This is a genomic window from Muribaculum sp. An289, from assembly GCF_002159555.1.
In the GTDB taxonomy this organism is placed as follows: Bacteria; Bacteroidota; Bacteroidia; order Bacteroidales; family UBA932; genus Merdivivens; species Merdivivens faecigallinarum.
Window position 1 is genome coordinate 198,412 of sequence record NZ_NFIV01000005.1, and the last position, 25,449, is coordinate 223,860.

The following is a 25,449-nucleotide window of genomic DNA, read 5'->3' on the forward strand; positions in this document are numbered from 1 at the left end:
TCGAAGTATATGGCAACAAAGAGATTCTTCAAGCCTTTTGTGGGCAAAAATTACAATGACGGTCTGGCCGGGAAAAAGGTTCTGGTCATCGGCGACAGCTTTTATTGCAGCCATAGGGAAGACTGCAAATATTTTGAGGAATGTACAGATATCGTAAAAAAGGACAGCAGCAGGTTTGATACTGTCTGCCCGGATTATGGTCCAAGGAAGTTGAACCTTTCTGACGCTCCTGCCGGGGAATTGGGAGAAATGTACAGGGCATACAAAAACTTCGGCGAGTTTCTGTCCGGATATGCGGAAGGAACTGACTGCACAACAGTCTGGCAGAATGTGGCCTTTACCAACTATGTCCAGTTTTTCGTTCCCTCAGCGACTTCACACAGCAGGGATGCCGTGAGTGAGCGGGACTTCGAGGCATTCAAGGAGACCGTTATGGAATTGAAGCCGGACGTTGTTTTTGTCTGGGGGACCATTGCAGGAGAAGCAATAAGAAAGGGACGCAAGGAGGTATATGACTACGATACTCCCGAATTCCACGCCAAGGAAGGATATATCTGTCACTTGAGGCTCGACGGCCTTGACAAAGATGTCGTGATTATCAACACCTATCATCCGTGCAATATGTACGGACGGTGGAGCAGCACTTTGCCCGACTTGAAAGCATACATCGATGAAGCGCTTGGAATATAAAAACCAAGACATGGAATAACGCTATGTTATGAATTGGATATTTTGGATTTTGGCTATAGCAATAGTTGTCCTGTCGATTATCTATGTTATCGGGAATAAGTTTCTGACTGGTAATTCTGACATACCGGCTTATAATATCCTGACAAACATAGGGAAGGCTCTTGCCGGGAAAGTCCTTTCCGACGGTGAACGGAATGATTTGTGGAACAGGTTGGCTTTCTGCAATTTCTTTCAGGAGCCTGTCGCTGATTTGAGAAAAGCCACTGATGCACAAATAGAATCAGGCCAGAAGTCTTTTCTGAAAGTCATTGAGAAATATGCTCCGGAACGGATAATTGCATGTGAGCCGTTGTACGGTTATCTTCCGAATGAGGGGCGCCAGGGGCCTGAGGTTGCACTGTCTTCCCCTTGGAAAGACGGGAAAATCTACAGTGCCGAAACTTGGATATACCCATTGCCGTATGGTAAGGAATGCAGGGTCATGCCAATTGCCAATCCGGGCGGCGGCTTCCCGTGGGATTACTGGCATGAACTTATCGTTGAATTCTTGAAATAGGATGTCATGAGCGATACATTCAAATTCTGGCTTGTCGCCAATTTCGGGATAATATTGACGGTCATATCAATGTCTGTCAGCTCTGTATTGGCCTTTGCCATAGGCGGGACTGAATTTTGGGGTGACGCTTCCAGTCTTGTTGTCGTTTTCGTTCTGACTGCATTCTTTGTGGCATTTCCCGGAAAGAAAATCAGCGACAGTTTAGGCTTTTATACCGTTGTCATTTGCTTTCTCTCGGTACTCTTGTCTGGAGCCTCCGTCAATGAGTTCGATGATTTCAGCATTATATTTAAGTCCGGGTTCTTCATTTATTGTTGTGTATGCCTTGTGGGCTCATGGGTGGTTGCCGGAATCCTGATGCCGTTTGTAAGTGCCAATATCGATGAAATAGTCTCCAGATGCATGAGATACCGTAACAGCAACGTAGACCTGTTCGAGTTCAAATGGAAATACATGATAGCATTGTTTCTGGATATATCCCGCGCCGTTTTCGGGAACGCTGTAATCTTTGGGTTCGTCATAAGTCAGTTTTGATAAAATTTTTATTTGAAATCCCTACTTATGTAATAATGCGGCATAAGTAGGGATTATTTTTGCTTCAAAATTTTTCACATTATGGAGCGTGTGACAGATTTATTGCTGAAAATCCGCAGTGTGTCTGATAAAATCCATCAGGCTGATGAGAACGCCAGAACCAGAGGGGAGCGGTTCAATATCTTTTCCGTTATGGGGGTCAATCATTATGAGCTGGCTCATTCAACCATTATTGCGGAGTTCCTGGATCCTGATGGTTCTCACGGACAGGGAAGAACTTTCCTGGATGAATTCCTGGATGAAATTTTCTATTTTGTAAGTTGCAGATTCAGGAAACCGTGGGTGATGAAGTCCGGAACGCCGTTCGACAGTTCTTCCTCCAAGGTATATACAGAATATGATACAGACGACGGCAGGATAGATATATTGATAAAGAATGATGCGGGGCAGGCTATAATTATTGAGAATAAACTGTATGCTGCAGACCGGCCGAGGCAGTTGAAAAGATATGCCGAGTTTGCGGAAAGGCAGAATTGGGATTATTCCATTGTATATCTCACGCTTTACGGGAGCGAGGCCAGCATGCAAAGTGCGGAAGGTGTAGACTATGTGTGCATTTCTTATTGTAATGAAATCACAGAGTGGTTGCAGCGCTGTATATATGATGCCGTAGACAAGCCTTTTCTCAGAGAAGCATTTATTCAATATTCAAATCTTGTCAAGATAATAACACATCAGGATATGGAAACTAAATTCACGGAAGAAGTAATCAGGGCGATGGTTGATAATGCGGAAGCGGCTTCAATAATATGTGATGCGCAGCAAAAATATCAGGAATATGTACGGGACAATATTCTTGTCCCGAAACTGAAGGAATTTGCAGATAAGTCAGGATTGCAATTCAGGTTCGATTGGGATTTGAATGGTGAGAAGGGGTTTTATTTCAAGAGAAAAGAATGGAAAAATGCGGCCGTATGGTTTTATTCCGAGAACAGGACTTCCTGGACAGGATTTTATATTGCGGTCATGAATGAATATGCAGATGTCCCGTTGAAAACGAACAGGCAAGTACAGCTGCGTTGTTTTGACGGAAATTGTTCTGATTCTTATCCATTCGGATGGAAATATATGGAGTATGGTTATTCTGAATGGAATATGGACACGTTTGCGGATATTGTAAACGGAAAGTTTGTTGAATATGTAAAAGAGCAGACACTTGCCGTAATTAACGAGCTAGAAGGACTCTCATGTTTTCAAAGGGACTGAAACGTCCGGTTCAAAAATAAATTTACTATGTGCAATAATAATGTATCGAATTTTATAGAAGATATTTGTTCGTATTTAATGTTAGCAAAGATTGTAGAAAAAAAATAAGAAAAATATTCTATAGCACATGCTGACAATATTGAGAACCATAGAAAAATCCCTGCAAGGAAGCAAATGGCGTTTCGTAACAGCAGTCACTGAAACAATGATAAAGACTGTGGATATGAGCGGTTATGTGTTCTGTTACCGGAGGTCTGACGGAGTGCTCAAAGTATCTTCATATTCCTGTAATGTCGTTGACAGTCATGTTCTTCAGCATCTTGCCAAGATAGAGGCATTCTGTATGAAGAACGGGATTTGCAATACCGTATTCGGAAAACCGGTATGGGATGGCGGGGCTGCGACCGTACCTGAAATCCGACAATACGATTAACCCTCAATGGTTGCGCAAAGACACCGGGGCATCCGTTTTGATTACAGGCATTAGAGGAATTACAATCAGAAAAATGGTTTAACGATTATAAATGTAGTGACTATGGTAAAAGACTTGTTTCGAAGATACATCTGGTTGGTAGATACGGTTTATAGGGCCGGCAGGCTGACTTTCGAGGAGATAAACGAGAGGTGGATGCGTACGGAAATGAGTGGAGGTGAAGATTTACCTCTGAAGACATTCCACAACCACCGCCATGCAATAGCGGACATTTTCGGTATTGATATAGAGTGTACCAGAAAAGGTGGATATTATTACTATATTGAAAATGCCGAAGAAATAGAGAAAGGCGGTGTCAGGGCCTGGCTGCTCAATACTTTCGCTGTAAACAATCTTATAAATGAAAGCCATCATCTGAAACACCGTATCCTTTTCGAGGAGATTCCTTCAGGACAGAAGTTCCTGACACCAATAATCGAGGCGATGAAAGAAGGTGTGTGTGTTGAATTGACTTACAGGAACTTCTGGCGGGAGTCCTCTTTTGTCGTGGAACTGGAGCCATATTGCGTGAAAGTATTCAGGCAGAGATGGTATATGCTGGCACATATACCAGATTCAGATAGCTTGCGTGTCTATTCTCTTGACAGGGTAAAGAGCCTGAATCTTACGGAAAATAAATTCGTTTTACCGAAAGGTTTTGATGCTGAAGCATACTTCTACAATAGTTTCGGGATAATAGTCTATGGCGGTTCTCCGGCTGAAACCATAAAACTTAAAGTATATGACAGTAAAAGGAAATACTTCAGGACGCTTCCGCTGCATCACTCGCAAAAAGAAGTGGAAATTTGCAGGGAATATTCCATATTCGAGTATTTCGTATCCCCGACTTTTGATTTCCAACAGGAAATTCTGTCACATGGGGATGAGATCGAAGTGCTTGCTCCGGAACATTTCCGCAAGGAAGTGGCAGAGATTGTCAGCATAATGGGAGGCTATTATCAGGATAATCAATAATCTTTATGTGTCATGCTTGATGGAATGCTACGCTTTTGCTACTTTTTAAAATAGAAAAGCCTGTTAATCACTTGATTAGCAGGCTTTTGTGGTACCCGGAGCCGGGGTCGAACCGGCACAGCCTCGCGGCCACTGGTGTTTGAGACCAGCGCGTCTACCGATTCCGCCATCCGGGCAGTCTGACCTTTTCCGAGACCAGCAAACCTTTGAAGTGCATGAATGCGAGTGACTTCTGCTGGTATGTGGGACCTCTCGGGAGGTCTTTGGTAAACTTTGGGCTGCAAATGTAGAGACTTTTTCATAATTTTGCAAATCGATTCGGCAAAGCGGACCGAATTTTTGACGTCTGCGCCGGCCTGATTCCGAAAGGGGAGAGGGATTATTGCTAGTAGGAAGAATATTCAGTGGGAAAAAAGCCAGTGGAAAAAGAACCGGCTGGTGAAGAAGAGTGGCTGGCAAATGAAGAACCGGTCCGAAAAAGAAGGAAAATGCTCAATGAAGAGGAAGGAGTTGATAGTCAACGATAAAACGGAGTCGGTCCTGTATATGGACAAAGGGCTCGGGGAGTTTTTTGGTATACTCTCCTCCGTCCCTCGTTCTTCCGTCGTAGTCGTGGCCGACAGGAATGCCGTCGCTCCGACAGAACGGATTTTCCCCGGTTTTTTCCAGAAAATAACAGGCCCGCATCAGGATGGCCTGCTGCCGATAATCCTTGATGCCACAGAGTCGAGGAAAACCCTGGGCACCATTGAGGAATTATGCCGTAAATTCGAGCAGGCAGGAGCGGACAGGGACTCGCTGATAATCGCGGTCGGAGGAGGGATAACCACTGATATTGTCGGTTTTGCAGCTTCCGTATACAGGCGCGGGCTCAGGGCGGTTTTCATTCCGACCACCCTTCTTGCCCAGGTCGATGCGGCCATCGGCGGTAAAAACGGGGTAAATCTCGACGGGTATAAAAACATGATCGGGACAATCAGGCAGCCTCTTTTCGTTTTTTCGGCCACTGGTTATCTCCTCTCCATGCCGCCGCAGCTCATCGTTTCGGGATTGCCGGAATTGCTGAAAGCCTTTATCATAGGTTCAAAAGAAGATTATGAAACGGCGTGCAGGATTTTTTCTGGATTCCGCGCGGATTCCGGACCAGAAAAACATTCCGGACTTGAAAAACATCCCGACCTGGAAACGTTATCCGACCTGATTTTCTCGGCAGCCTCGATAAAAACGGACATTGTTTCCGAAGACAGCTTCGAGCACGGCCGCCGCGAACTTCTGAATCTCGGGCACACATTCGCCCATGCGATAGAGACGGTTACGGAAGGGGCTACGGCCCATGGACTTGCAGTTGCGGAAGGAATCGTCATGGCCGCCCGTGCCGGTGAAATGCTCGGTATCACGGAAGCGGGTTTTGCAGATAAAATTGAAAAAGATTTTGCGGCGTGCCGCATCCGTGAAAATGGGAAAATATACGGCGAAAGCCCGGCGGACCTGCTGCCCGTGATGCTGGATGACAAGAAAATGCACGCTGACGGGCTGCATCTGATTGTCCCTGTCTGCCTCGGGAAGGTCGTTTCCGTGCCGGTGACAGAATCCCGGTTGAAAAAAATATTGTCAGGCCTATGATTTGTGTTTCGCTCCAGAAAATGCCTTTCACAGAAGCGGTCGCCCTGCTTGAATCCCCGATGACGGAAATGGCCGAAATCCGCTTGGACCTGTCCGCTTACAGCAATAGGGAGGTCTCGGAGCTGTGCTCCCTGCCCGTGCCGGTAATTGCGACTTGCCGCGTGGACATGGCCGGAGAGGCCAAGGCCGCTGAGCAGCTGGAGGTTGCGATTGATTCCGGAGCCGCCTTTGTGGACATGGAACTCGAAATGCCGCCTGCCCTTTCGGAAAACCTTCTCGAAAAGGCAGGGAAGGCCGGCTGCCGCGTGATAAGGTCGTACCATTGTTTCGGGACCACGCCGGATTACGATTCATTGAAAAACAAAGTACGGGAATGTCTCGCAAAAGGTGCGGACATTGTAAAGATAGCCGTCATGGCTTCCTGCAAGGAGGATTCCGAAAGGGTGCTTTCGCTCTATAAGGATGCGGACCTGACGGCAGCCGGTTTGGAAGGTCGTCTCGTGGTATTCGCTATGGGAGAAGCCGGAAAAGAGTCACGGATAGAGTCTTTAAGGCTCGGCGCCCCTTTCTGCTATGCTTCCGTAAACGGCTCTCCAACGGCTCCCGGCCAGCCGGATGTCAGAACGGTCTGCAAAGAATTGTACGGGAATGCCTTGCCCCGTGCGGGTAAAGGAGGCCTGCGCCTCATGGACGGAGGTATAACCATTCCACAGTCCAAAAGTACCCTCCAGCGGCGTATCATCGCATCCGCACTTGCCGGAGAATGTTATGAGGTCGCTCCGGACGATATCTGCGAAGATGTCCGTGCGGCCCTGGCGATAGCGCCTGTCATAGCCGGAAAACGGAAGCCGAAGGAAATTTGCATGAGGCCGTCGGCAGAAGCCCATGATGAAAACAGGTAAACAGGTGATGAAATCAAAAGAATAAAATATGGTATCGAGAAACAGTAAATTGCCAGCCCATATCGCTTTGGCATTCGCAGCGGTCCTGTGGGGCATAATGTCCCCTATGGGAAAAACCGCACTCGCCTCGGGAATCCCGCCTTTCGCCCTTGCTGCCTTCAGGATGATAGGAGGGGCGGTATGTTTTTGGATTCTCTCGCTTTTCCTTCCCAAAGAAAAGATAACTGCCAAGGATGCAATATTGTTTTTCCCGGCGGCCCTCATGGGAATAGTCCTGAATCAGGGCAGTTTCATCATAGGGCTCTCGTATACCTCGCCGGTCAACGCCTCGATTATAACCACCACCACTCCTATTTTCACGATGATACTTGCGGCGGTTTTCCTTAGGGAACCCATAACATGGCTGAAAGTATTAGGTGTTGCGATGGGGGCGGGAGGAGCCGTCATGCTTATAACCGACGGAGTGTCCTTAGGCGCGGGCTCCTCAATAAAAGGCGATTTGCTCTGTCTTTCCGCCCAGGTGCTCTTCTCGTTGTATCTTTCTCTATTCAAAGGGCTTGTGCAGCGTTACAATGTAGTGACGGTAATGAAGTGGATGTTCCTGTACGCCATGATTGTATCGGTTCCTGTCGCCTATAAGGATATAATGTCAATCGATTATGCTTCCCTGTCACTTCCGGTGATACTCGAAGTGTTATATGTGGTGATTTGCGGGACTTTCCTTGCGTATATCTTTATGATTTACGGCCAGCAACGCCTTCGCCCTACGCTTGTCAGCATGTACAACTATGTTCAGCCCGTGGTGGCAACGGTCATCTCGCTGGCAATGGGCATAGGGACTTTCGGATGGGTCAAAGGCATCGCGGTCGCGTTGGTGTTCTCGGGCGTGTATATGGTGACCCGCAGCCGTTCGAGGGTGGAAAAATGAGATACAATTTCTTAAACAACTTTCGCTATCTTTGCGAGGCAAAGGCATTCGTTATATTAATGGAAAAGGATGTATTTCAGAGTCTTTATCCGCAAAATCAAAAACGATGAAAGCCGAAGAAATCTTAGAACTGTTCCGCCAGTTTGCCCCGAATGCCAATAAGCTGTGGGCTTACTTTGTATCCATCATCACATGGATACATTCCACATTTACCAAATACCGCCGTGGGATGGAAGTGACGGAACGCACATTGCGTATAGATGTCGGAGAGTCAGGCTTTCTCGCACGTGTTGCCGCTCCAGTGTCGGCTGCCGTCTTTAGGGACGAGGCGGAATGCGCAGGTATCATGATTGAAGGACACGGTACTTTAATGGGCCGTCCCATGTCCCAGTTAAGGGACATCCTTTCGGCTGTCGGGGTGACGTGTACCGACAGTATGCCGTTGAGGCTGAAAGGAAGTATTCGTCCCGGGACCATTGAGGTCGACGGTTCCGGAGGCTCGCAGTCTGTTTCCGGGCTCATGTTCGCCCTGCCTCTTCTGGACTCTCCGTCCGAAATCATTGTGTACAATCCCGTGAGTGTCCCGTATATCCGGCTCAGTGCAAAAATTTTGTCGGAATATGGGGTGAAAACAGAAATTATAAACGATTATAAACGTTTAAAAATACTTATTCCCGCTCCGCAAAAATATTCCCTCAGCCGCGTTCCCGGGAATAATATGTGCGTAGCCGGTGATGTTTGGGGTGATGGTATTCGGAACGGCGGCATCCGGGGCATGGACATCCATGACGGCGATTGGAGCGCGGCGGCCGCTTTCCTTTGCGCGGCCGCAATTTGCGGGAGATGTTCGGTGACAGGTTTGCGTAAGGATTCGTTTCAGGCGGACAGGGCCGTGCTCGGGGCTTTGAGGGAAGCTGGAGCCTTTGTCAGGGAAAACGGCGGTACATATACGGTGATGCGCTCGCCCCTGTACGGTTTCAGTTTCGATTGTACGGATTGTCCCGACCTGATTCCCGTACTGTCGGCGTTTGCCGTATATTGCGAGGGCATTACGGAGATAAAGGGACTGTCAAGGCTTGCAGGCAAGGAATCGGACCGGGCGGCATCCATTGTACATCTTCTGTCGAAAGCCGGGGTGGTCCACAGCCGCGAAGGGGACGTGCTGCATATTGAAGGAATGTCGCTGACCCGCAGGTTGCTTTCGGGTTCAATGCCAGCCCCAGGGGTGTACGAGACGTTTTCGGACCACCGTATCGTCATGGCCGTCATGCTTCTCGGCCTTCCTGCCGCGGATATTGTCCCGGACGATTATGCCCCGCTGGCCAAATCGATGCCCCGCTTCAAGGAGCTGTGGGATTCGGTAACAGGTTCTGACAGACAGTATGATATGGTAGACAGGGTAGTTTGAAGTTTGATAGGATAGGAGAAAAATAATTTATGGATACTTTAGGTACATTTTTCAAGGTAACCCTTTTCGGAGAATCGCACGGACCGGTTGTAGGAGCCGTAATAGACGGAGTGTTGCCCGGCCTTCCGATAGCGGCGGAAGACTTTACGGAAATCATAGCGAGGCGCAGGACCGGAGGAGGAAGGCGCGGAGTGTCTGAAAGGGAAGAAGACGATATTCCCGAAATCCTGAGCGGAGTTTACGACGGTTGTACGACCGGGGCTCCGATAGCATTGATTTTCAGAAACAAAGGACAAAAATCGGAAGACTACGCCATTTTTGAAAGGATTCCACGTCCCGGTCATGCCGATTTTACCGCTTCGGTCAAATACAATTATTTCAACGACCCGCGTGGCGGAGGGCATTTTTCCGGTCGGCTTACCCTTCCCTTGGCAGCAGCCGGTCTGATTGCCTCGAAGGTTATCGACAGTTTGTGTACCCCGGTACAGTCACAGGGCACTCTGGTACAGCCGCAAGGCGATTCAATACAGCCGCAGGACGGCCAGTCCTGCCGGATACGCGCCGAAGTAACGGAGATAGGCGGGGAGAAAAGCCGGGAGGGTATGGAGAAAGCCATAGAAGAATCTTTGGCCTCGGGGGATTCCGTCGGAGGGATAGTCGAGTGCAGGGTCACGGGGATTCCGGCCGGTCTCGGAGAACCGTTTTTCGATTCGGTGGAGTCGCTCCTGTCGCATGCCGTTTTTTCCATCCCCGGCATAAGGGGCATCGAGTTCGGGGATGGTTTTGCGGCCGCACGGATGAACGGTTCGCAGCATAATGACCCGTTCACGGACAGTCTCGGACATACGTCCAAAAACGGTGCGGGCGGAATCAACGGAGGGATTACCAATGGGAACGAAATATGTTTCCGCGTGGCGGTAAAACCGGCTTCAAGTATCCGGAGGCCTCAGGGAACCTTCGATTTTGTGGAAGAACGCATGGCTACGCTCGAAATTCCAGGCAGGCATGATGCATGTATCGCTTTGAGGGTTTCTCCTGTACTTGAGTCGGTTACGGCAATGGTGCTTGCGGATTTGATGATGTGCCGCAAATGCCGCGGCTGAAGATTACCGGTATTTTTCGCCTTCCTCCAACATCCCGAGATATGAATTGTAGCGTTCGGCGGCAATCTCGCCGGATTCAACGGCCTTTTTTACCGCGCATCCCGGTTCGTGCGTGTGGGTGCATGGGGAAAAACGGCAGTCGGGCGCATGGCGCAGCATTTCCGGAAAATACAACGCTATTTCTTCCGGCTTCAGGTCCACGAGCCCGAAGCCCCTTATCCCGGGAGTGTCGATGACGAAACCTCCCGTGGCAATCCTGTGCATTTCGTAAAAGGTCGTGGTGTGTTTTCCCTGGAGATGCGCTTCGGAGATTTCCCCCGTTTTCGGGTCGAGATTAGGGTCTATGGCCTTGATAAGTGAGGATTTTCCTACTCCGGAGACCCCTGAGAACAGCACTACCTTGTCCTTGCATTCCTCCCTCAGCCTGTCCACCCCTTCTCCGGTAACGGCCGATGTCTCGATTATTTCGTATCCGGCCTTTTCCCCGTAAATCCTCCTGAACGCTTCAATGCTTTCATCGCAGGTCCCCCGGCAGAGGTCTATCTTGTTCAGTACTATGGCCGCCGGAACGTTATACACCTCGCAGGTAAGGAGTATCCTGTCCAAAAAAGGCAGTTTTACTTCCGGAAAGGCTATGGTGGTTATAAGGAAGGCCCTGTCGATATTCGCGGCTATGACGTGGTTCTGGCGCGACAGGTTGGTGGATTTGCGGATGAGATAGTTCTTGCGCGGAAGCACTTCCGTGATTGCGCCGCATTTTCCGTCGGTTTCATACCTTACGAGGTCTCCTACGGCCACCGGGTTGGTGGAAGTAGAGCCCTTGAGCCTCATTTTCCCCTTGATGACACAGGGGAAAGGGGACCATTCCGGCAGCTCCGAAAGCAGATAATGGCTTCCGGTATGTTTGATGACGGTCGCGATTCCGGTTTTCATTAAGCAAATATTTTATAATATCCCGGATGCAAAATTATAAATTCCGTTTTATAAATTGAGTGAATATGTGTATTTTTGCCAACCGATAAATAACCAGCGATATGTTTCAGACGATAGAAATAGACGAAATCATCAGGCAATGTTTTACGGCATTGTCTTTCAAGCCATATCCGGAACATCTGTACGACCCTTTGAGGTACATGATTTCGATTGGCGGAAAACGGATCAGGCCGAGGCTGTGCCTTACCGCCTACAACCTGTTTTCGGACCGAATCGACAATTCCATCCTCAAACCGATGATGGCGATAGAGGTTTTCCATTGCTTTACCCTTATACACGACGATATAATGGATAATTCCGACCGTCGGCGCGGACAGCTTACGGTACACAGGAAATGGGATTCGAATACGGCGATACTTTCCGGAGACGTCATGTCCATAGAAGCCTATTCGCTGTTGTCGGAAGCCCCGGCCGAGATTCTTCCGGATGTCATGAGGCTGTTCAACGATACCGCAACGAAAGTGTGCGAAGGGCAGCAGCTGGATATGGACTTCGAAAAATCGAGTGTGGTCACCCTCGACGAATACCTTAAAATGATAGGCCTGAAAACGGCGGTGCTCATCGCATGTTCCGGAAAAATGGGTGCCATGATAGCCGGTGCGCCGCGCAAGACCTGCGAAGCCATATACGATTACGGTTATTTCATCGGAATGGCGTTCCAGATTATGGACGATTATTTGGACACTTTCGGGGATTCGATAATTTTCGGGAAGAACATAGGCGGAGACATAGTAAACAACAAGAAAAGCTGGCTTCTGGTATATGCGATGAAGACGGCTTCTTCGGAAAATTCCTCCCGTCTGCACGGGATACTCGCCATGCCTGTGGGCACACCGGAAGAGCGCGCTTCCAAGATTGCCGCGATGAAGGAGCTTTACATGGAGCTCGGAGCGGATTCCGCCGCCCTTTCGGAGATAGAAAAATATCATGTCAAGGCCATGGAGGCCCTGAAGGACTCTTCCCTTGAACCACGGCAGCTTGAGAGGTTGAGGGATTATCTCGAATCTTTGTTCAACAGGAAAAAATAGCGACCGGCCTCGGGCGGTTGGACCGGCATCGGAACCAGAACCGGCATCGGGACCGTCTCGGAACCAGTAGGAAAGGAGGACAGGCAGAGATGGACAGGAAATCATTGGAAATAATGGCTCCGGCAGGGAGTTACGAGTCCCTTTGGGCTGCAATCCAGGGGAGGGCGGACTCAGTGTATTTCGGAGTTGACCGCCTGAACATGCGTTCGCATTCCGCGAACAATTTCCAGCTGTCCGATTTGCCCCAGGTGTGTGCAATTTGCCGCGAGCACGGCCTTAAATCCTACCTTACACTTAATATCGTCCTCTATCAGGAGGACCTGGAGGAGATGAGGGACACCCTCAGGGTGGCCAAGGAAGCCGGCATCACAGCCGTAATAGCTTCGGACATGGCCGCCATAACCTACGCCCGCTCTTTGGGGCTCGAAGTACATATCTCCACCCAGCTCAGCATCTCCAACGTAGAGGCTCTCCGGTTCTATTCGGCCTATGCCGACGTAATCGTCCTTGCGAGGGAGCTCAACCTGCATCAGGTGAAGGAGATTCATGAAACCATAATCCGAGAGGGCATCAAAGGTCCTTCGGGCCGTCTTGTCGAAATCGAGATGTTCGCCCACGGGGCGCTGTGCATGGCCATATCGGGAAAATGCTATCTGAGCCTGCACGAGTACGGGGCTTCCGCCAATCGCGGTGCCTGCTACCAGATATGCCGCCGCGGATACGAAGTGACCGACCTCGAAACCGGTTCAAAACTCCATATTGACAACAAATATATCATGTCGCCGAAAGATTTGTGTACCATAGAATTCATGGACAAAATCATCGATGCGGGAGTGACCGTTTTCAAGATAGAGGGCAGGGCACGTTCCGGAGAATACGTGAAAAGGGCCGCTTCCGCCTACCGTACTGCCGCCGATGCGGTATGTGACGGGACATACACCCCGGAACTCGCGGCTTCCCTGAAAGAGGGCCTTTCCGAAGTTTTCAACCGCGGTTTCTGGGACGGCTATTATCAGGGTGCGCGACTCGGCGAATGGTGCGACGTCTATGGGAGCAAGGCTACAAAGAGGAAGGTATATGTGGGAAAAATAACGAATTATTTTGCCAAAATCGGTGTCGCGGAGATTTATATCGAATCGGGGGAACTTAGTGTCGGCGACCCGATACTGATAATGGGACCGTCTACCGGGGTCGTGGAACTCACCGTTCCCGAAATCCGGGTGGACCTGGAACCTGTCGGAAGTTGTGGGAAAGGAACGTTCTGCTCCATCCCTCTCGGGGAGGCCGCCGGAGGCGAAGGTTTTAAACTGCGCCGGGGCGACAAGGTCTATCTTTTTAAGGAAACAGCACAATAATGGCCGTGAAAGGAATGAACCGGAGGATACTCAGGCTCGCGCTTCCGAGTATTCTCGCCAATATAACCGTCCCGCTTGTCGGGATGGCGGATACGGCCATAGCCGGACATCTCGGCCATGCTTCCTTTATCGGGGGCATTGCTGTGGGAACCATGCTTTTCGACCTTATTTACTGGAATTTCGGCTTTCTCAGGGTAGGTACGGGAGGGCTTGCCGCCCAGGCCTACGGACGTAAGGACGACAGTGATGCGGCAAGGATTTTCCTCAGGGGGCTTGTCACGTCCGTGCTCTGTGCCCTGGCCGTCTGGATTCTGCAATGGGTGGTGGTGCAGGCGGCTTTCCTCGTCATAGACTGCACCCGGCAGGTCAAAGAGCTGGCCCTTACCTATTTTAATATAAGGATATGGGCGGCTCCCGCCACTCTTTCCATGTTCGTGTTCAAAGGCTGGTTCATCGGAATGCAGGATACGGTAAGGCCTATGGCCGTGGATATTTTCGTCAATGTTGCGAATATCGCCGCCAGCCTTTTCCTTGCCGTCAGGACACCCCTCGGTTTTGCCGGAGTGGCCTGGGGAACCGTATTTGCGCAGTATTCCGGACTGGCGCTTTCGATAATTCTCCTTTTGTCCAAATACCGTCATGTTTTCAAAGGGGTCGGCCTGCGCGAATCCATGGGAGGCGGTCGGCTGTCATCGTTTTTCAGGATGAACGGCAACCTGTTCATCCGCTCGGTCTGCATCATACTCGTTTATATTGGATTTACGACGATATCGGCCCGTTTCGGGGATGAACTTCTTGCGGTTGGGTCGATACTCATGAAACTCCTTATGATTTTTTCATTCTTTATAGACGGTTTCGCATACGCGGGCGAGGCCCTTTCCGGCAGGTACGTGGGGGAGATGCGTTACGATTGTTTCAAGGATGCCGTACGCCGGATTTTCGTATGGGGAACGTCCATATCGGTGATTTTCCTTTTCGTTTACGGTATTGCGGGAAAATATCTTTTGCAGCTGATGACGGACGAGAGGACGGTGGTGGAACTTGCCATGTCGTATATGCCGTGGCTGATGCTCATGCCGCTTCTCGGATGTGCGGCCTTCATCTGGGACGGGGTCTTCGTCGGTGCCACTGAGACCAAATGCATACGCAATTCGATGATTTATGCGATGGCCGGCTTTTTCATCTGTTATTATGCAGGGGCCGCATTGCTGGGAGTTCCCGTTTCCGGACTGGTGGAGGGGCCGGTGTCGGTGGCGGGCGACGGGACTTTCACAGTCCTGCGTGAAGCATCGCTCGGCATACATGTCCTGTGCGGGGCGTATTTCGTGCATCTTATCGTAAGGAGTGCATATATGACCCTGTGCTACAGGTCCCTTGTGAAGAAAAAATTTTATTAAACATGCCATATTGTTGATAACATGTTGGTAATGTGAAAAAATATATCTATCTTTGCATCCCGCAAAAGTGCGGTATAGTAACATAAAGTAAAGATTTACAAGTATTTATGCCAACAATTCAACAGTTAGTTCGCAAAGGACGCGAGGTTATTGTCGAGAAGAGCAAATCTCGCGCGTTGGATGCTTGTCCTCAGAGAAGGGGGGTTTGCGTGCGCGTTTATACGACTACGCCTAAAAAGCCTAATTCGGCTATGCGTAAAGTCGCTCGTGTACGTCTTACCAACCAGAAAGAGGTCAATGCCTACATACCTGGCGAAGGACACAACCTCCAGGAGCACTCAATCGTGCTTGTCCGCGGAGGCCGTGTGAAGGATCTCCCAGGTGTGCGTTACCACATCCTTAGAGGAGCTTTGGATACTGCCGGCGTAGATGGAAGGACTCAGAGCCGTTCCCTCTATGGTACGAAGAGACCAAAGAAATCTAAGAAGTAATTTTAATTTTTAAATTTTTCTGTAAAAATGAGAAAATCGAAGCCTAAAAAGAGGATTCTACTTCCTGATCCTAAGTTTCACGATGCAGAGGTTACCCGCTTCGTGAACAATCTTATGTTGCAGGGGAAGAAGAGTATCGCGTATTCTATTTTTTACGATGCCATTGACATGGTGGGCGAGAAGATGAAAGATTCTGACAAGGCTCCTCTGGATATATGGAGGAAGGCCCTTGAAAACGTGACGCCTCAGGTCGAGGTTAAAAGCCGTCGCGTTGGAGGTGCCAACTTCCAGGTTCCGACCGAGGTGCGCCCGGAAAGAAAGGTGTCGTTGAGCATGAAGAACATGATACTTTATGCACGTAAGCGTTCCGGACATTCGATGTCGGAAAAACTCGCTGCCGAAATCATTGCTGCTTACAACAATGAAGGCGGTGCGTTCAAGAGAAAAGAAGATATGCACAAGATGGCCGAGGCAAACAAGGCTTTTGCGCATTTCCGCTTCTAAAAACCCTGTCGCAATACGGTGCAGGGATGCAATTTGGGATATTAACTTGAAAATATGGCAAGAGACCTAAAATACACGAGAAACATTGGTATAATGGCCCACATAGATGCGGGTAAGACTACCACGTCCGAGCGTATCCTGTATTATACCGGGAAGACCCATAAAATCGGCGAAGTCCATGAAGGGGCTGCGACGATGGACTGGATGGTGCAGGAGCAGGAACGTGGCATTACCATAACATCTGCGGCCACTACCGCATTCTGGAAGTACAAGGATGATACTTATCAGATAAACCTGATAGATACTCCGGGGCACGTGGATTTCACAGTAGAGGTTGAACGGTCGCTCCGCGTACTGGACGGGACCGTGGCGACTTTCTGTGCGGTCGGACGTGTACAGCCCCAGTCCGAGACTGTCTGGAGACAGGCTGACAAGTACCGTGTTCCTAAAATAGCATACGTGAACAAGATGGACCGCGTAGGAGCGGATTTCCTGGCTGTTGTCGATGAGATTAAGGAAAAACTCGGGGCAAGGGCCGTGCCTATCTGCCTCCCTATCGGTGCTGAGGATAAATTTGAAGGAATTGTCGATCTTTTGTCGCAAAAGGCTCTCATATATGATTCCGAAGGGAAGGAACTGGTAAATTACCATGTCGCCGATGTACCTGAGGAAATGAAGGCCGATGTGGCCCTGTGGCGCGAAAGACTCATAGAGGCTGCTGCCGAATATGACGAGTCGCTGATGGAGAAATTCTTCGAGGATCCGGATTCCATATCCGAGGAAGAGGTCATCTCCGCTTTGCGCAAAGCGACGATAGACATGGCCATAGTGCCTATATGCTGCGGCTCTTCGTTCAAGAACAAGTGCGTGCAGTTCCTTCTGGATGCTGTGATACGCTATCTCCCTTCTCCTCTGGACAAGGGCGCCGTTACCGGTACCAATCCTGAAACGGGTAAGGAAGAGCACAGGTCTCCGAATGCCAAAGAGCCTTTCTGCGGTCTTGTGTTCAAGATTGCCACTGATCCTTTCGTCGGCCGCCTTGCTTTTCTCAGGGCATATTCCGGCCGTCTCGATGCCGGTTCATACGTCCTCAATACGAGGTCCGGCAAGAAAGAACGCGTGGCGAGACTGTATCAGATGCACTCGAACAAGCAGAATGCCATTGATTTTGTCGAGGCCGGCGATATATGTGCGGCTGTAGGTTTCAAGGATCTCCGTACCGGAGATACGATTTGCGCCGAGCAGGCTCCTATCGTCCTTGAGTCCATGACTTTCCCTGATCCGGTTATCGGTCTTGCCGTAGAGCCTAAGACCCAGAAGGATTTGGACAAGTTGGGAATAGCCCTGGGCAAACTCGCCGAAGAGGACCCTACGTTTACCGTACAGTCCAATCAGGAAACCGGTCAGACCATCATCAGCGGTATGGGCGAGCTTCACCTCGATATCATCGTGGACCGTCTTCGTCGTGAATTCGGTGTCGAAATCAACCAGGGCGCTCCTCAGGTCAACTACAAGGAAGCCATCACAGGTACGGTACAGCACCGTGAGGTATTCAAGAAGCAGACCGGCGGCCGTGGTAAATTCGCCGATATCATTGTAGAGATCGGGCCTGCCGATGAAGGAGTCACAGGTCTCCAGTTCATCGATGAAGTCAAAGGAGGAAATATCCCTAAGGAGTTCATCCCTTCTGTAGAGAAAGGATTCAAGGCTGCCATGGCGAACGGAGTTCTAGCCGGCTACGAAGTGACTTCCATGAAAGTTGTGCTGAAAGACGGATCTTTCCATCCTGTCGATTCCGACCAGCTTTCATTCGAAATCTGTGCCCGTCAGGCCTTCCGCAAGGCAGTCCCTAAGGCAAAACCTGTCTTGATGGAACCTATCATGTCCTTGGAGGTCGTTACCCCTGAAGACTATATGGGTGACATCGTAGGTGACCTCAACCGTCGCCGCGGACAGATTACCAACATGGACTCGAAGGGCAATGCAAGGATTGTCAAAGCCGAAGTTCCGCTTTCCGAGCAATTCGGTTATGTTACGGTTCTGCGTACCCTTTCTTCCGGCCGTGCGACAAGTACGATGGAATTCTCCCATTATGCGGAGGTTCCTGCAAACATTGCAAAAGAAGTTATCGAGAAAAGCGGAAATCGCAGAATCTCAGATGATGACGAGTAAAAATGATTAATAAAAGAATTTAATTGATATGAGTCAGAAAATCAGGATAAAGCTTAAATCATACGATCACATGCTTGTTGACAAGTCTGCAAAAAAGATCGTTGATACGGTATTGTCTACCGGTGCTGAGGTCAAAGGTCCTATTCCTCTTCCTACAGACAAGAAGATATTTACCGTAAACCGCTCGACCTTCGTAAACAAGAAGGCCCGCGAACAGTTCGAGCTCAATTCTTTCTGCCGCCTTTTGGATATATACAGTTCAAACCCTAAGACAGTTGACGCTCTTATGAAACTTGAACTCCCAAGCGGTGTCGATGTTGAGATCAAGGCTTGACATACAAGCCGTCATGTACATTTAATAACCGGTTGTTTTTATTGTCAGTCAAATAAAAACAACCGGTTTCAACTTGTAAGCAGATGGAAGAAAAATCATGGCATAAAAGATATTTTCATTAAATCAGACCAGTGTGATGGTATTGGTAATTATTTTATTAACTTTGTGATTTGAAAATGTAATCTACCTGCACGAAATCTTAATGAAGCTCTGGATATCTACAGGTAATGAAAGTTTATTAATAGAGCTTTGCCGATGTTTTATGATAAGAAAATTTTTAATACCGTGTTTTTTGGGTTGTTTCTTTTTCGTGGCAGCCTGTGACAAGAACAATGGAAGCGATCCGAATCCGCCCGTGCCGGATGAGATTACTTTCAATATGATTAAAGACAGCGTTTCCGCTCCTTTGGATGGAGGCGATTTGTCACTTGGATATTTTTTGTCTTCCCGTCCTGAAGAGGGGCAATTTGTAGTGACGATGCTTTCCGGAGAATCATGGGTTTCGTATGTTGCCGATGACCCTGAATCGAATACGATTACTGTGAATGTAGAGAGGAATGACGGCGAGCCGAGGGAGGGCATTTTGGCCATTCGCTTCGACTACAACGGGGGCAGCCTTCTTGATTCCGTGACCATAAGCCAGGACGGCAGAGACTACGATGTGTTTATTGAGGCAAAGGATCTTGACGGAGAGTACTATACCGGTGAAAAAGATTACTATATCTGGGTTTCGACCCTCGGTATGTGGGAGGACGGGTCTGAAGGTTTGAATATAGACCTGTTTGCAGAAGGAGAGCCTGAACTAGAGGATTATCTGTGGAACGGCACGCCTTATAAGAGAGTGATTTCCATACCTGAAGGAACTTACACCTTCGATCCGAGTTCGCATGCTCCCGGAACATTCTCCAACCGTTCTTTCTACGGAGTGGCTTCAGGTTATTATTACATCCCTCAGTACTATGTTACGGAAGGTACTGTTTGGGTGAAACATCTGGAAGGAGGGGTTACCCAGTTCGATGCGCGTGTTCTGTGTACGGATGGCAAGTGGTACCGCCTTTCATATACGGGCGACTTTACAGGCCTCGCCTATGTTAATGAGTAAGCGAATTACTAACTAATCAAATTAGTCTTAATTATGAAAAAGAACGTTTTGGCAGTCCTTATGGCTGCAAGTATGATTTTAGCCGCGTCCTGCGATAAGAACCGTGGTAATGATAATCCTCCGGAAACGGCGGATCCTAAAGTAACGGTCTCTATCGATACTGTTACGGCTTATTCCTTTACATATACTGTAAGTCCATCCGACGCCGAAACTGTGGCATGGATGGTTCTCTCCGCAGATGAGCCAGTCCCTACTGCCGAAGACATTATTGCTAACGGCGAGAGGATGAATGCTACAGTGCCGTCCATAACCCGCACGGCAGAAAACCTTACTCCTGAAACCGGATATATTGTAGTAGCTGCCGCATCCAGCGAGGATGTATACAGCGAAGTCGCTACTCAGAGCGTGACTACTTCCGAGGAGCTGTTGGTGCCTACGGTGACAATAGGGGAGTTCACAAGGCTCACTCGTACGGCGGCCACCTTTACATATAGCCACACCGATGCAGCAAGAGTGTCCTACATGGCGATTGTACAAGGTAACGAGATCCCTGCACCGGAGCAGATTCTGGCAGAGGGAGTATCCATCGACCCGGCCGCTTCCGAGGCTACTGTCGATAATCTTGCCGCTGGCCAAAGGTATGTACTTGCATTGGCGGCTGTTTCTGATAAGGACATGTACAGCGAAGTAAGCGATACGACTTTCGTGACTATGAACGCATATCTGGCAGACGAGGATGTGTCGGACGTGGTATTTTCGGATGTGCAGGCCAAAATTAATGGCAATTATATCACTGCCGTATTCACTGACGAGTCTGGAACAACCTCTCTTCAGGTTGCTTTTTACGCCACTTTGGTGGATAAAAAGGTTCCGGATGACACTTATGAGGTAGCTCCGGACAATTTGCAGACAGAGGGTATCAAGCCAGGCATCGCATACGGTGAAAACGACTATGAATACACGGTACTGTCTCTTGAAGGCGGCGCTGAGCTCGGGCAGATCGACTCCGGTACCATGGCGGTTGGAGATGGAGTTTATACATTTAATTTTACTTTCAACGAATACTTTAATTTCTCGGGTACTTTCAACGGTGAGATATCTTTCGAGTCCGCTCTCGGGTCTACACTTAACGGAGATTATCCGGAGGCTAACTTCAGCAGTGGAGAAGCGGTTTCATTCAAAGCATATAACTGGACAGACGGTTCCGATGACAGTTATGTACGTTTCCTTATTGACGATGAGGGCGGAGACAAGTTCTATGGTGAGATTTTCACTCATACCGCCGCAATTCCTCTCGGTACGTTCCAAGCGAACAGCGGAGAAGGCTTTGAAGAAGGTACATTTAAAATAGGCGAATGCAGTACCGTAAGTAAAATAAGGAATTCAGGAACTGCTTTGGAAATAAAGCCTGACAGGTCAGATAAAAGTACATGGTCGGCGGCGCCTGCTGCAGATGGTACTATTACAATAACCGACAACGGTAACGGCACCTATACTCTGTCATTTGACCTGTACGATGACATAGGCTACAACTTCAAGGGTACTTATACAGGTGAACTTACAAGGTTATATTTTTAATAGAAATTTTGTATCGAAGTAAATAAATTATGATTTTTAACAATAGAGTGTTTTTTTGCTTGTTTTCCATTGTGCTGGCGGTGGCATCCTTGTCTTCGTGCGACAAGCAGGGACCGGATGATCCGGATTTTACCGAAGTAATCGGAAACAGCATATTCGTTCCAAATTCTGCCGGGGAAACGGTAACCGTCCGGATGGAATTTGATGAAGACTGGTATATCGAAAATGACTCGCCTTGGTATACCGTCAGGCCGATGAGGGGAAGTGCCGGTACGGCACAGATTACAGTAAGCGTTCTTACAGAAAATAATGATTTGAAGGAACGGCTGTTAGGCTTCCATATAATCACAGGCGATATTGACAACGTGTATTATGTGATTCAGGATGGCGTTCCGGGATTCAATATAACGGAAAGCGATGCTGAATGCGTAAGGGAAGGCGGCAATCTTGTCGTTACGGTAGAAGGAAACGTCAAGTACGATGTGTCCTGCGAGGAAGATTGGTTGACAGTCAATAGTGTACAATACGACTCCACGCTGTTGGCGGACGGCTATAGCTATTCCAAATATATGGTGTCAAAGATAAACCTGTCTGTCGAGGCCAATGATTCCGATTTCCGTAAGGCAGATCTTATGCTGACTTCCAATTCGGAAGATTCGACGACGGCCATAGTTACCGTGGAGCAAATGGGCGACCTGGTGGCTGATTACGACAGGCAGTTTATCAGGCGTTCGATCGTAATGAGGATGACTGCTACATGGTGCGGTTTCTGCCCTTTCATGAACTATGGACTTGAATCGGCCAGTGAACAGTATCCGGACCACATAATTCCGATAAATATTCATGAGAGCACTTCGGAAGGCGGATTGGCTTTTCCTGGCTATTATGACTTTTCTAGTTTCTTCGGTGTAGAGTCTCTCCCTGAAGGATATACCAATTACTATGCATACTTGCCTAATATTTCGTCTACAGCTTTGGCTGCGGAATATTTTGAAAATTTAGCAAGGGAGGCTACAGGCAACCTGCCTTCCAATACAGTCATCGGTGGTTATGCGGTCTTGGAGGACGACGCCATAAGCGCGGATATTTATGTCGCATCGAAAGATGCCGGTGAGTACGCACTTTGCGTATATCTGCTTGAGGACGGCATCATTCATGATCAAGCATACCAAAGCGGCTCGGATGAAGGCAAGGACTATGTCCACAATAATGTATTGCGCGCTTCCATCACCGACAATCTCTTGTACGGCGAGGCCTTCTCGGCACAGTCGAACGGAACGCAAAAATTCCACTTTGATTTCTCTGTACCATATAATGTAGAGAACCAGGACAATCTTCATGTCGTTGCTTTTACATTGCGTGAAGGCACATATAGCGGTTCTACCGCAATAGGGTTCGTGGAATATAAAGACTATGGTTACATTGTGGACAATGCAGTCAATTTGCATTTGGGGCAGATTGAAAACTATGCCTACGAAGAATAAATGAAATTGTGTTATGAAGAGGATTATTTATTGTTTTATAGCCGTTATGGCTTTGGCGTTTACAGCATCTTGCGAAAAGGCTTCTCAAGGCCTTGTGCTTGTTGCCGACAAGACCGAATTTGTCGCAGACGGGGAAGATGAGGTTTCGTTTACCATAATGAAAGACGGAGAAGACATAACCCATACGCCCGGTGTCAGCGTATGCTGTGAGGGAACTTTGTCTACTTGTCTTCCTCCGAGCGAAAACGGTTTCAAATTCTCGACTTCGATTGCGGGCGAATATATTTTCTCTGCATCTTACGAGGGAGAACATTCGGAACCGGTGACGGTCAATGCAATTTGAATACGGGAATAATCGCTAATGGATAATGCGGGAAATTGTTCCCGATAACGATGAGAGTGGTGGGGATGTGTCAAAATCTGACTTTTGACACATCCCCACTCCTTTAAGGCGTGTAAGAATTATGCACGCCTTCTCTCTTGTTCATGCGGCTTCCGATTTACGGAGGCAATGACTGCGAAGTGAAAATAATTTTTTGCAGAAAAACATATTGGATTAAAAAAAATTACTATATTTGCACTCCAATTCGAGATTACAGTTTTGTAATACATGATGGAACGGTCCCATAGCTCAGTTGGTTAGTAGCACCTGACTCATAATCAGGGGGTCCTTGGTTCAAGCCCAAGTGGGACCACGAAACGGTCTGAAAAGACCTTTATGATTCAAGCACTTGCATAAAAATGCAGGTGCTTTTTTTCGGTTCGCCTAGCACGAACATTCTCTAAGCGGTGCAAGTCTGTAACACGCCCGATAGCGGGAAGTGTATAGCCAAGAGCAAGGGTGTCCATCGTGAGTTGGAATCTGAAGGAAGCTGGCGGCAAACATCTGGCCTGACGTACAGGAACTTGATATAAGGCTAATGGGCATGGATAAGACTACCGAACAAGTCAAAGTCCGATAGCTATACGGAAATGCCCTAAGTAAATCAAGCAGGTATAAGATGGAAAGAGCATGTCCTTAACTGGGGAGGTCTCATGGACGTGCGGAGGATGAATTTCCGAAGTACGGAGTAAAGCTAGCCATGAGAAGTCAGCAGAGGCCATAGTACCCGATTATTTTTTTACTCAACTCGGGGAAGGGCTGAACCATTAGTCAATTGAGCAGTAAATGAAAGCCACTCCATGAAGGGAAGAATGCAGAAAATACCGAGGTCAACCGATAGCCACCCTCAAAATGATAGCACGGAATGCGAAAGCTATGAGGGGGTGCAGACCTTCATGGACATGACTGAAAACAACCTCAAGGAAGTGCAATTTGGACGTGGAAACCTATTGGAGTTCATCCTCTCGCCGGATAACCTTAACCGTGCTTACCTGCAAGTCAAGCGCAATCACGGCAGTGGTGGAGTAGACGGACTGTCGACCGAGGAATTGGGCGGCTATCTGAAAGGACACAAAGATGAACTTGTGGAATCCTTGAAATCGGGCAGATACCGCCCGAGTCCTGTCCTCCGTGTGGAAATCCCGAAGGATAATGGCAAGAAACGTCCCCTTGTTATCCCGACGGTGGTGGACAGGGTAATCCAACAGGCCATCAGCCAAATACTGAATCCCATCTATGAACGCCAGTTCAGTGACAACAGCTTTGGCTTCCGCCCTCATCGAAGCTGCCACAAGGCATTGAGGCGGGCGCAGGAATATGTCACCCAAGGTTATAAATACTGCGTGTGCCTTGACCTTGAACGCTTTTTCGACACGGTGAACCACGCCATGCTGATAAGGGTACTTTCCCGCACCATACGTGACGGACGTGTAATATCCCTCATCCACAAGTACCTTACGGCAGGCGTCATGTTCAGCCGCAGCTATGAGGAAAGTGTGGAAGGTGTTCCCCAAGGCGGTCCGTTAAGCCCTCTGTTGGCAAACATCATGCTTAACGAACTCGACAAGGAACTCGCCCGCAGGGGTCACAAGTTTGTCCGCTATGCAGACGACTGCATGATATTAGTCCGTAGCAAGCGTGCAGCAGAACGCGTTCGTGAGAGCATCGCCACTTTTATCGAATCACGGCTTCACCTTAAAGTGAACCGGGAAAAGACAGAAGTGTCATACGCGGGCAGGGTGAAGTATTTGGGTTACTCTTTCTATATGATGAACGGGCAATGCCGTCTGCGCCTTCATCCCAAGTCAGTTACTAAGATGAAAGCGAAACTGAAAGAACTGACCTCAAGGAGTAAGGGTTGGGGCTACGCAAAACTGAAAGACAAGCTGAACCGATTCATCAATGGTTGGATGAACTACTTTAAATTGGCTGATATGCGTAACATCCTCCAATCGACGGATGAGTGGCTTCGTCACAGAATACGGAGTTATGTCTGGAAGAGTTGGAAGAAAGTCGGCGCAAGGTTCAGGAATCTCGTGAGATGCGGCATAGACAGGTGGCGAGCTTGGCAATGGGCCAATACCCGTGGTGGATATTGGAACACGGCAGGAAGTCCGATACTATGCCGAGCCATGAATAACGAGAGGCTAAAACTTCAAGGCTACCCTTGCC

Annotated in this window: 24 protein-coding genes and 2 tRNA genes; 24 read left to right on the top strand and 2 right to left on the bottom strand. The window is 48.6% G+C overall.

The features are described from left to right. Nucleotides 1-9: 9 nt before the first annotated feature. The 6 genes from B5F83_RS05880 to B5F83_RS05905 all read left to right on the top strand — a co-directional run bounded on the left by B5F83_RS05880 (nt 10) and on the right by B5F83_RS05905 (nt 4,493). Complete coding sequence (locus tag B5F83_RS05880; RefSeq protein WP_087277471.1) at nt 10-690, top strand: hypothetical protein; 681 nt, start codon at nt 10-12, stop codon at nt 688-690. 28 nt (nt 691-718) lie between these two features. Continuing rightward, nucleotides 719-1,246 (top strand): hypothetical protein, encoded by a 528-nt coding sequence (locus tag B5F83_RS05885; RefSeq protein ID WP_143822482.1) that lies wholly within the window; start codon nt 719-721, stop codon nt 1,244-1,246. 6 nt (nt 1,247-1,252) lie between these two features. Next, a complete protein-coding gene (locus B5F83_RS05890) occupies nt 1,253-1,780 on the top strand; it encodes a hypothetical protein (RefSeq protein ID WP_087277465.1) in 528 nt (175 codons plus the stop codon). Between the two features lie 81 nt (nt 1,781-1,861). Further along, nucleotides 1,862-3,046, top strand: coding sequence for a PD-(D/E)XK nuclease family protein (locus tag B5F83_RS05895; RefSeq protein ID WP_087277462.1), 1,185 nt, complete (start codon nt 1,862-1,864; stop codon nt 3,044-3,046). A gap of 127 nt (nt 3,047-3,173) precedes the next feature. After that, on the top strand, nt 3,174-3,479 hold the full coding sequence (locus tag B5F83_RS05900; RefSeq protein WP_087277459.1) for a hypothetical protein: 306 nt from the start codon (nt 3,174-3,176) through the stop codon (nt 3,477-3,479). Between the two features lie 102 nt (nt 3,480-3,581). After that, a complete protein-coding gene (locus B5F83_RS05905; protein WP_087277456.1) occupies nt 3,582-4,493 on the top strand; it encodes a WYL domain-containing protein in 912 nt (303 codons plus the stop codon). Nucleotides 4,494-4,582: 89 nt separating this feature from the next. On the opposite strand, the gene B5F83_RS05910 is transcribed toward B5F83_RS05905, so the two are convergent. Next, a tRNA-Leu gene (locus B5F83_RS05910) sits at nt 4,583-4,669 on the bottom strand. 319 nt (nt 4,670-4,988) lie between these two features. Here B5F83_RS05910 and B5F83_RS05915 point away from each other — a divergent pair. The 5 genes from B5F83_RS05915 to aroC all read left to right on the top strand — a co-directional run bounded on the left by B5F83_RS05915 (nt 4,989) and on the right by aroC (nt 10,457). Beyond that, nucleotides 4,989-6,116 carry a 3-dehydroquinate synthase family protein gene (locus B5F83_RS05915; protein WP_158094169.1) on the top strand — a complete coding sequence of 376 codons (1,128 nt, stop codon included), beginning with the start codon at nt 4,989-4,991 and terminating at the stop codon, nt 6,114-6,116. Next, nucleotides 6,113-7,018 (top strand): type I 3-dehydroquinate dehydratase, encoded by a 906-nt coding sequence (locus B5F83_RS05920; RefSeq protein WP_087277451.1) that lies wholly within the window; start codon nt 6,113-6,115, stop codon nt 7,016-7,018. The genes B5F83_RS05915 and B5F83_RS05920 overlap by 4 nt, the downstream gene beginning before the upstream one ends. 28 nt (nt 7,019-7,046) lie before the next feature. Further along, nucleotides 7,047-7,946, top strand: a complete 900-nt coding sequence (locus B5F83_RS05925) for a DMT family transporter (RefSeq protein ID WP_087277448.1) — start codon at nt 7,047-7,049, stop codon at nt 7,944-7,946. 106 nt (nt 7,947-8,052) lie between these two features. Next, on the top strand, nt 8,053-9,354 hold the full coding sequence (locus B5F83_RS05930) for a hypothetical protein (protein WP_087277445.1): 1,302 nt from the start codon (nt 8,053-8,055) through the stop codon (nt 9,352-9,354). A 29-nt stretch (nt 9,355-9,383) separates the two neighbouring features. Continuing rightward, the gene (aroC, locus tag B5F83_RS05935) at nt 9,384-10,457 is read left to right on the top strand and encodes a chorismate synthase (protein ID WP_087277442.1); all 1,074 of its coding nucleotides are present in this window, start codon (nt 9,384-9,386) and stop codon (nt 10,455-10,457) included. Between the two features lie 3 nt (nt 10,458-10,460). Here aroC and rsgA read toward each other — a convergent pair whose 3' ends face one another. Further along, nucleotides 10,461-11,390: a ribosome small subunit-dependent GTPase A gene (gene rsgA, locus B5F83_RS05940; RefSeq protein ID WP_087277439.1), complete on the bottom strand. Its 930-nt coding sequence runs from the start codon at nt 11,388-11,390 to the stop codon at nt 10,461-10,463. Nucleotides 11,391-11,491: 101 nt separating this feature from the next. On the opposite strand from rsgA, the gene B5F83_RS05945 reads away from it, so the two are divergent. The 13 genes from B5F83_RS05945 to ltrA form a co-directional block, all read left to right on the top strand. Beyond that, complete coding sequence (locus B5F83_RS05945) at nt 11,492-12,478, top strand: polyprenyl synthetase family protein (protein WP_087277436.1); 987 nt, start codon at nt 11,492-11,494, stop codon at nt 12,476-12,478. An 89-nt stretch (nt 12,479-12,567) separates the two neighbouring features. Continuing rightward, nucleotides 12,568-13,833 (top strand): peptidase U32 family protein, encoded by a 1,266-nt coding sequence (locus B5F83_RS05950; protein WP_087277907.1) that lies wholly within the window; start codon nt 12,568-12,570, stop codon nt 13,831-13,833. Continuing rightward, on the top strand, nt 13,833-15,230 hold the full coding sequence (locus tag B5F83_RS05955) for an MATE family efflux transporter (protein WP_087277433.1): 1,398 nt from the start codon (nt 13,833-13,835) through the stop codon (nt 15,228-15,230). The genes B5F83_RS05950 and B5F83_RS05955 overlap by 1 nt, the downstream gene beginning before the upstream one ends. Before the next feature lie 107 nt (nt 15,231-15,337). Then, nucleotides 15,338-15,721: a 30S ribosomal protein S12 gene (rpsL, locus tag B5F83_RS05960; protein ID WP_087277430.1), complete on the top strand. Its 384-nt coding sequence runs from the start codon at nt 15,338-15,340 to the stop codon at nt 15,719-15,721. 27 nt (nt 15,722-15,748) lie between these two features. After that, the gene (rpsG, locus tag B5F83_RS05965) at nt 15,749-16,225 is read left to right on the top strand and encodes a 30S ribosomal protein S7 (protein WP_087277427.1); all 477 of its coding nucleotides are present in this window, start codon (nt 15,749-15,751) and stop codon (nt 16,223-16,225) included. A gap of 54 nt (nt 16,226-16,279) precedes the next feature. Next, nucleotides 16,280-18,397, top strand: a complete 2,118-nt coding sequence (gene fusA / locus B5F83_RS05970; protein ID WP_087277424.1) for an elongation factor G — start codon at nt 16,280-16,282, stop codon at nt 18,395-18,397. A gap of 28 nt (nt 18,398-18,425) precedes the next feature. Next, nucleotides 18,426-18,731 (top strand): 30S ribosomal protein S10, encoded by a 306-nt coding sequence (gene rpsJ, locus B5F83_RS05975; RefSeq protein WP_087277421.1) that lies wholly within the window; start codon nt 18,426-18,428, stop codon nt 18,729-18,731. A 292-nt stretch (nt 18,732-19,023) separates the two neighbouring features. Further along, entirely contained in the window at nt 19,024-19,833 is an 810-nt protein-coding gene (locus B5F83_RS05980; protein WP_087277417.1) for a BACON domain-containing carbohydrate-binding protein, read from the top strand. Between the two features lie 33 nt (nt 19,834-19,866). Continuing rightward, a complete protein-coding gene (locus B5F83_RS05985; RefSeq protein ID WP_087277414.1) occupies nt 19,867-21,411 on the top strand; it encodes a hypothetical protein in 1,545 nt (514 codons plus the stop codon). 29 nt (nt 21,412-21,440) lie between these two features. Beyond that, nucleotides 21,441-22,895 (top strand): Omp28-related outer membrane protein, encoded by a 1,455-nt coding sequence (locus tag B5F83_RS05990; protein ID WP_087277411.1) that lies wholly within the window; start codon nt 21,441-21,443, stop codon nt 22,893-22,895. A gap of 13 nt (nt 22,896-22,908) precedes the next feature. Beyond that, entirely contained in the window at nt 22,909-23,238 is a 330-nt protein-coding gene (locus tag B5F83_RS05995; RefSeq protein WP_087277407.1) for a hypothetical protein, read from the top strand. A 277-nt stretch (nt 23,239-23,515) separates the two neighbouring features. Beyond that, nucleotides 23,516-23,590: transfer RNA gene (locus B5F83_RS06000), tRNA-Ile, on the top strand. Nucleotides 23,591-24,077: 487 nt separating this feature from the next. Next, the coding region (ltrA, locus tag B5F83_RS06005) for a group II intron reverse transcriptase/maturase (RefSeq protein ID WP_087325275.1) at nt 24,078-25,449 on the top strand (1,372 nt) is incomplete at its 3' end.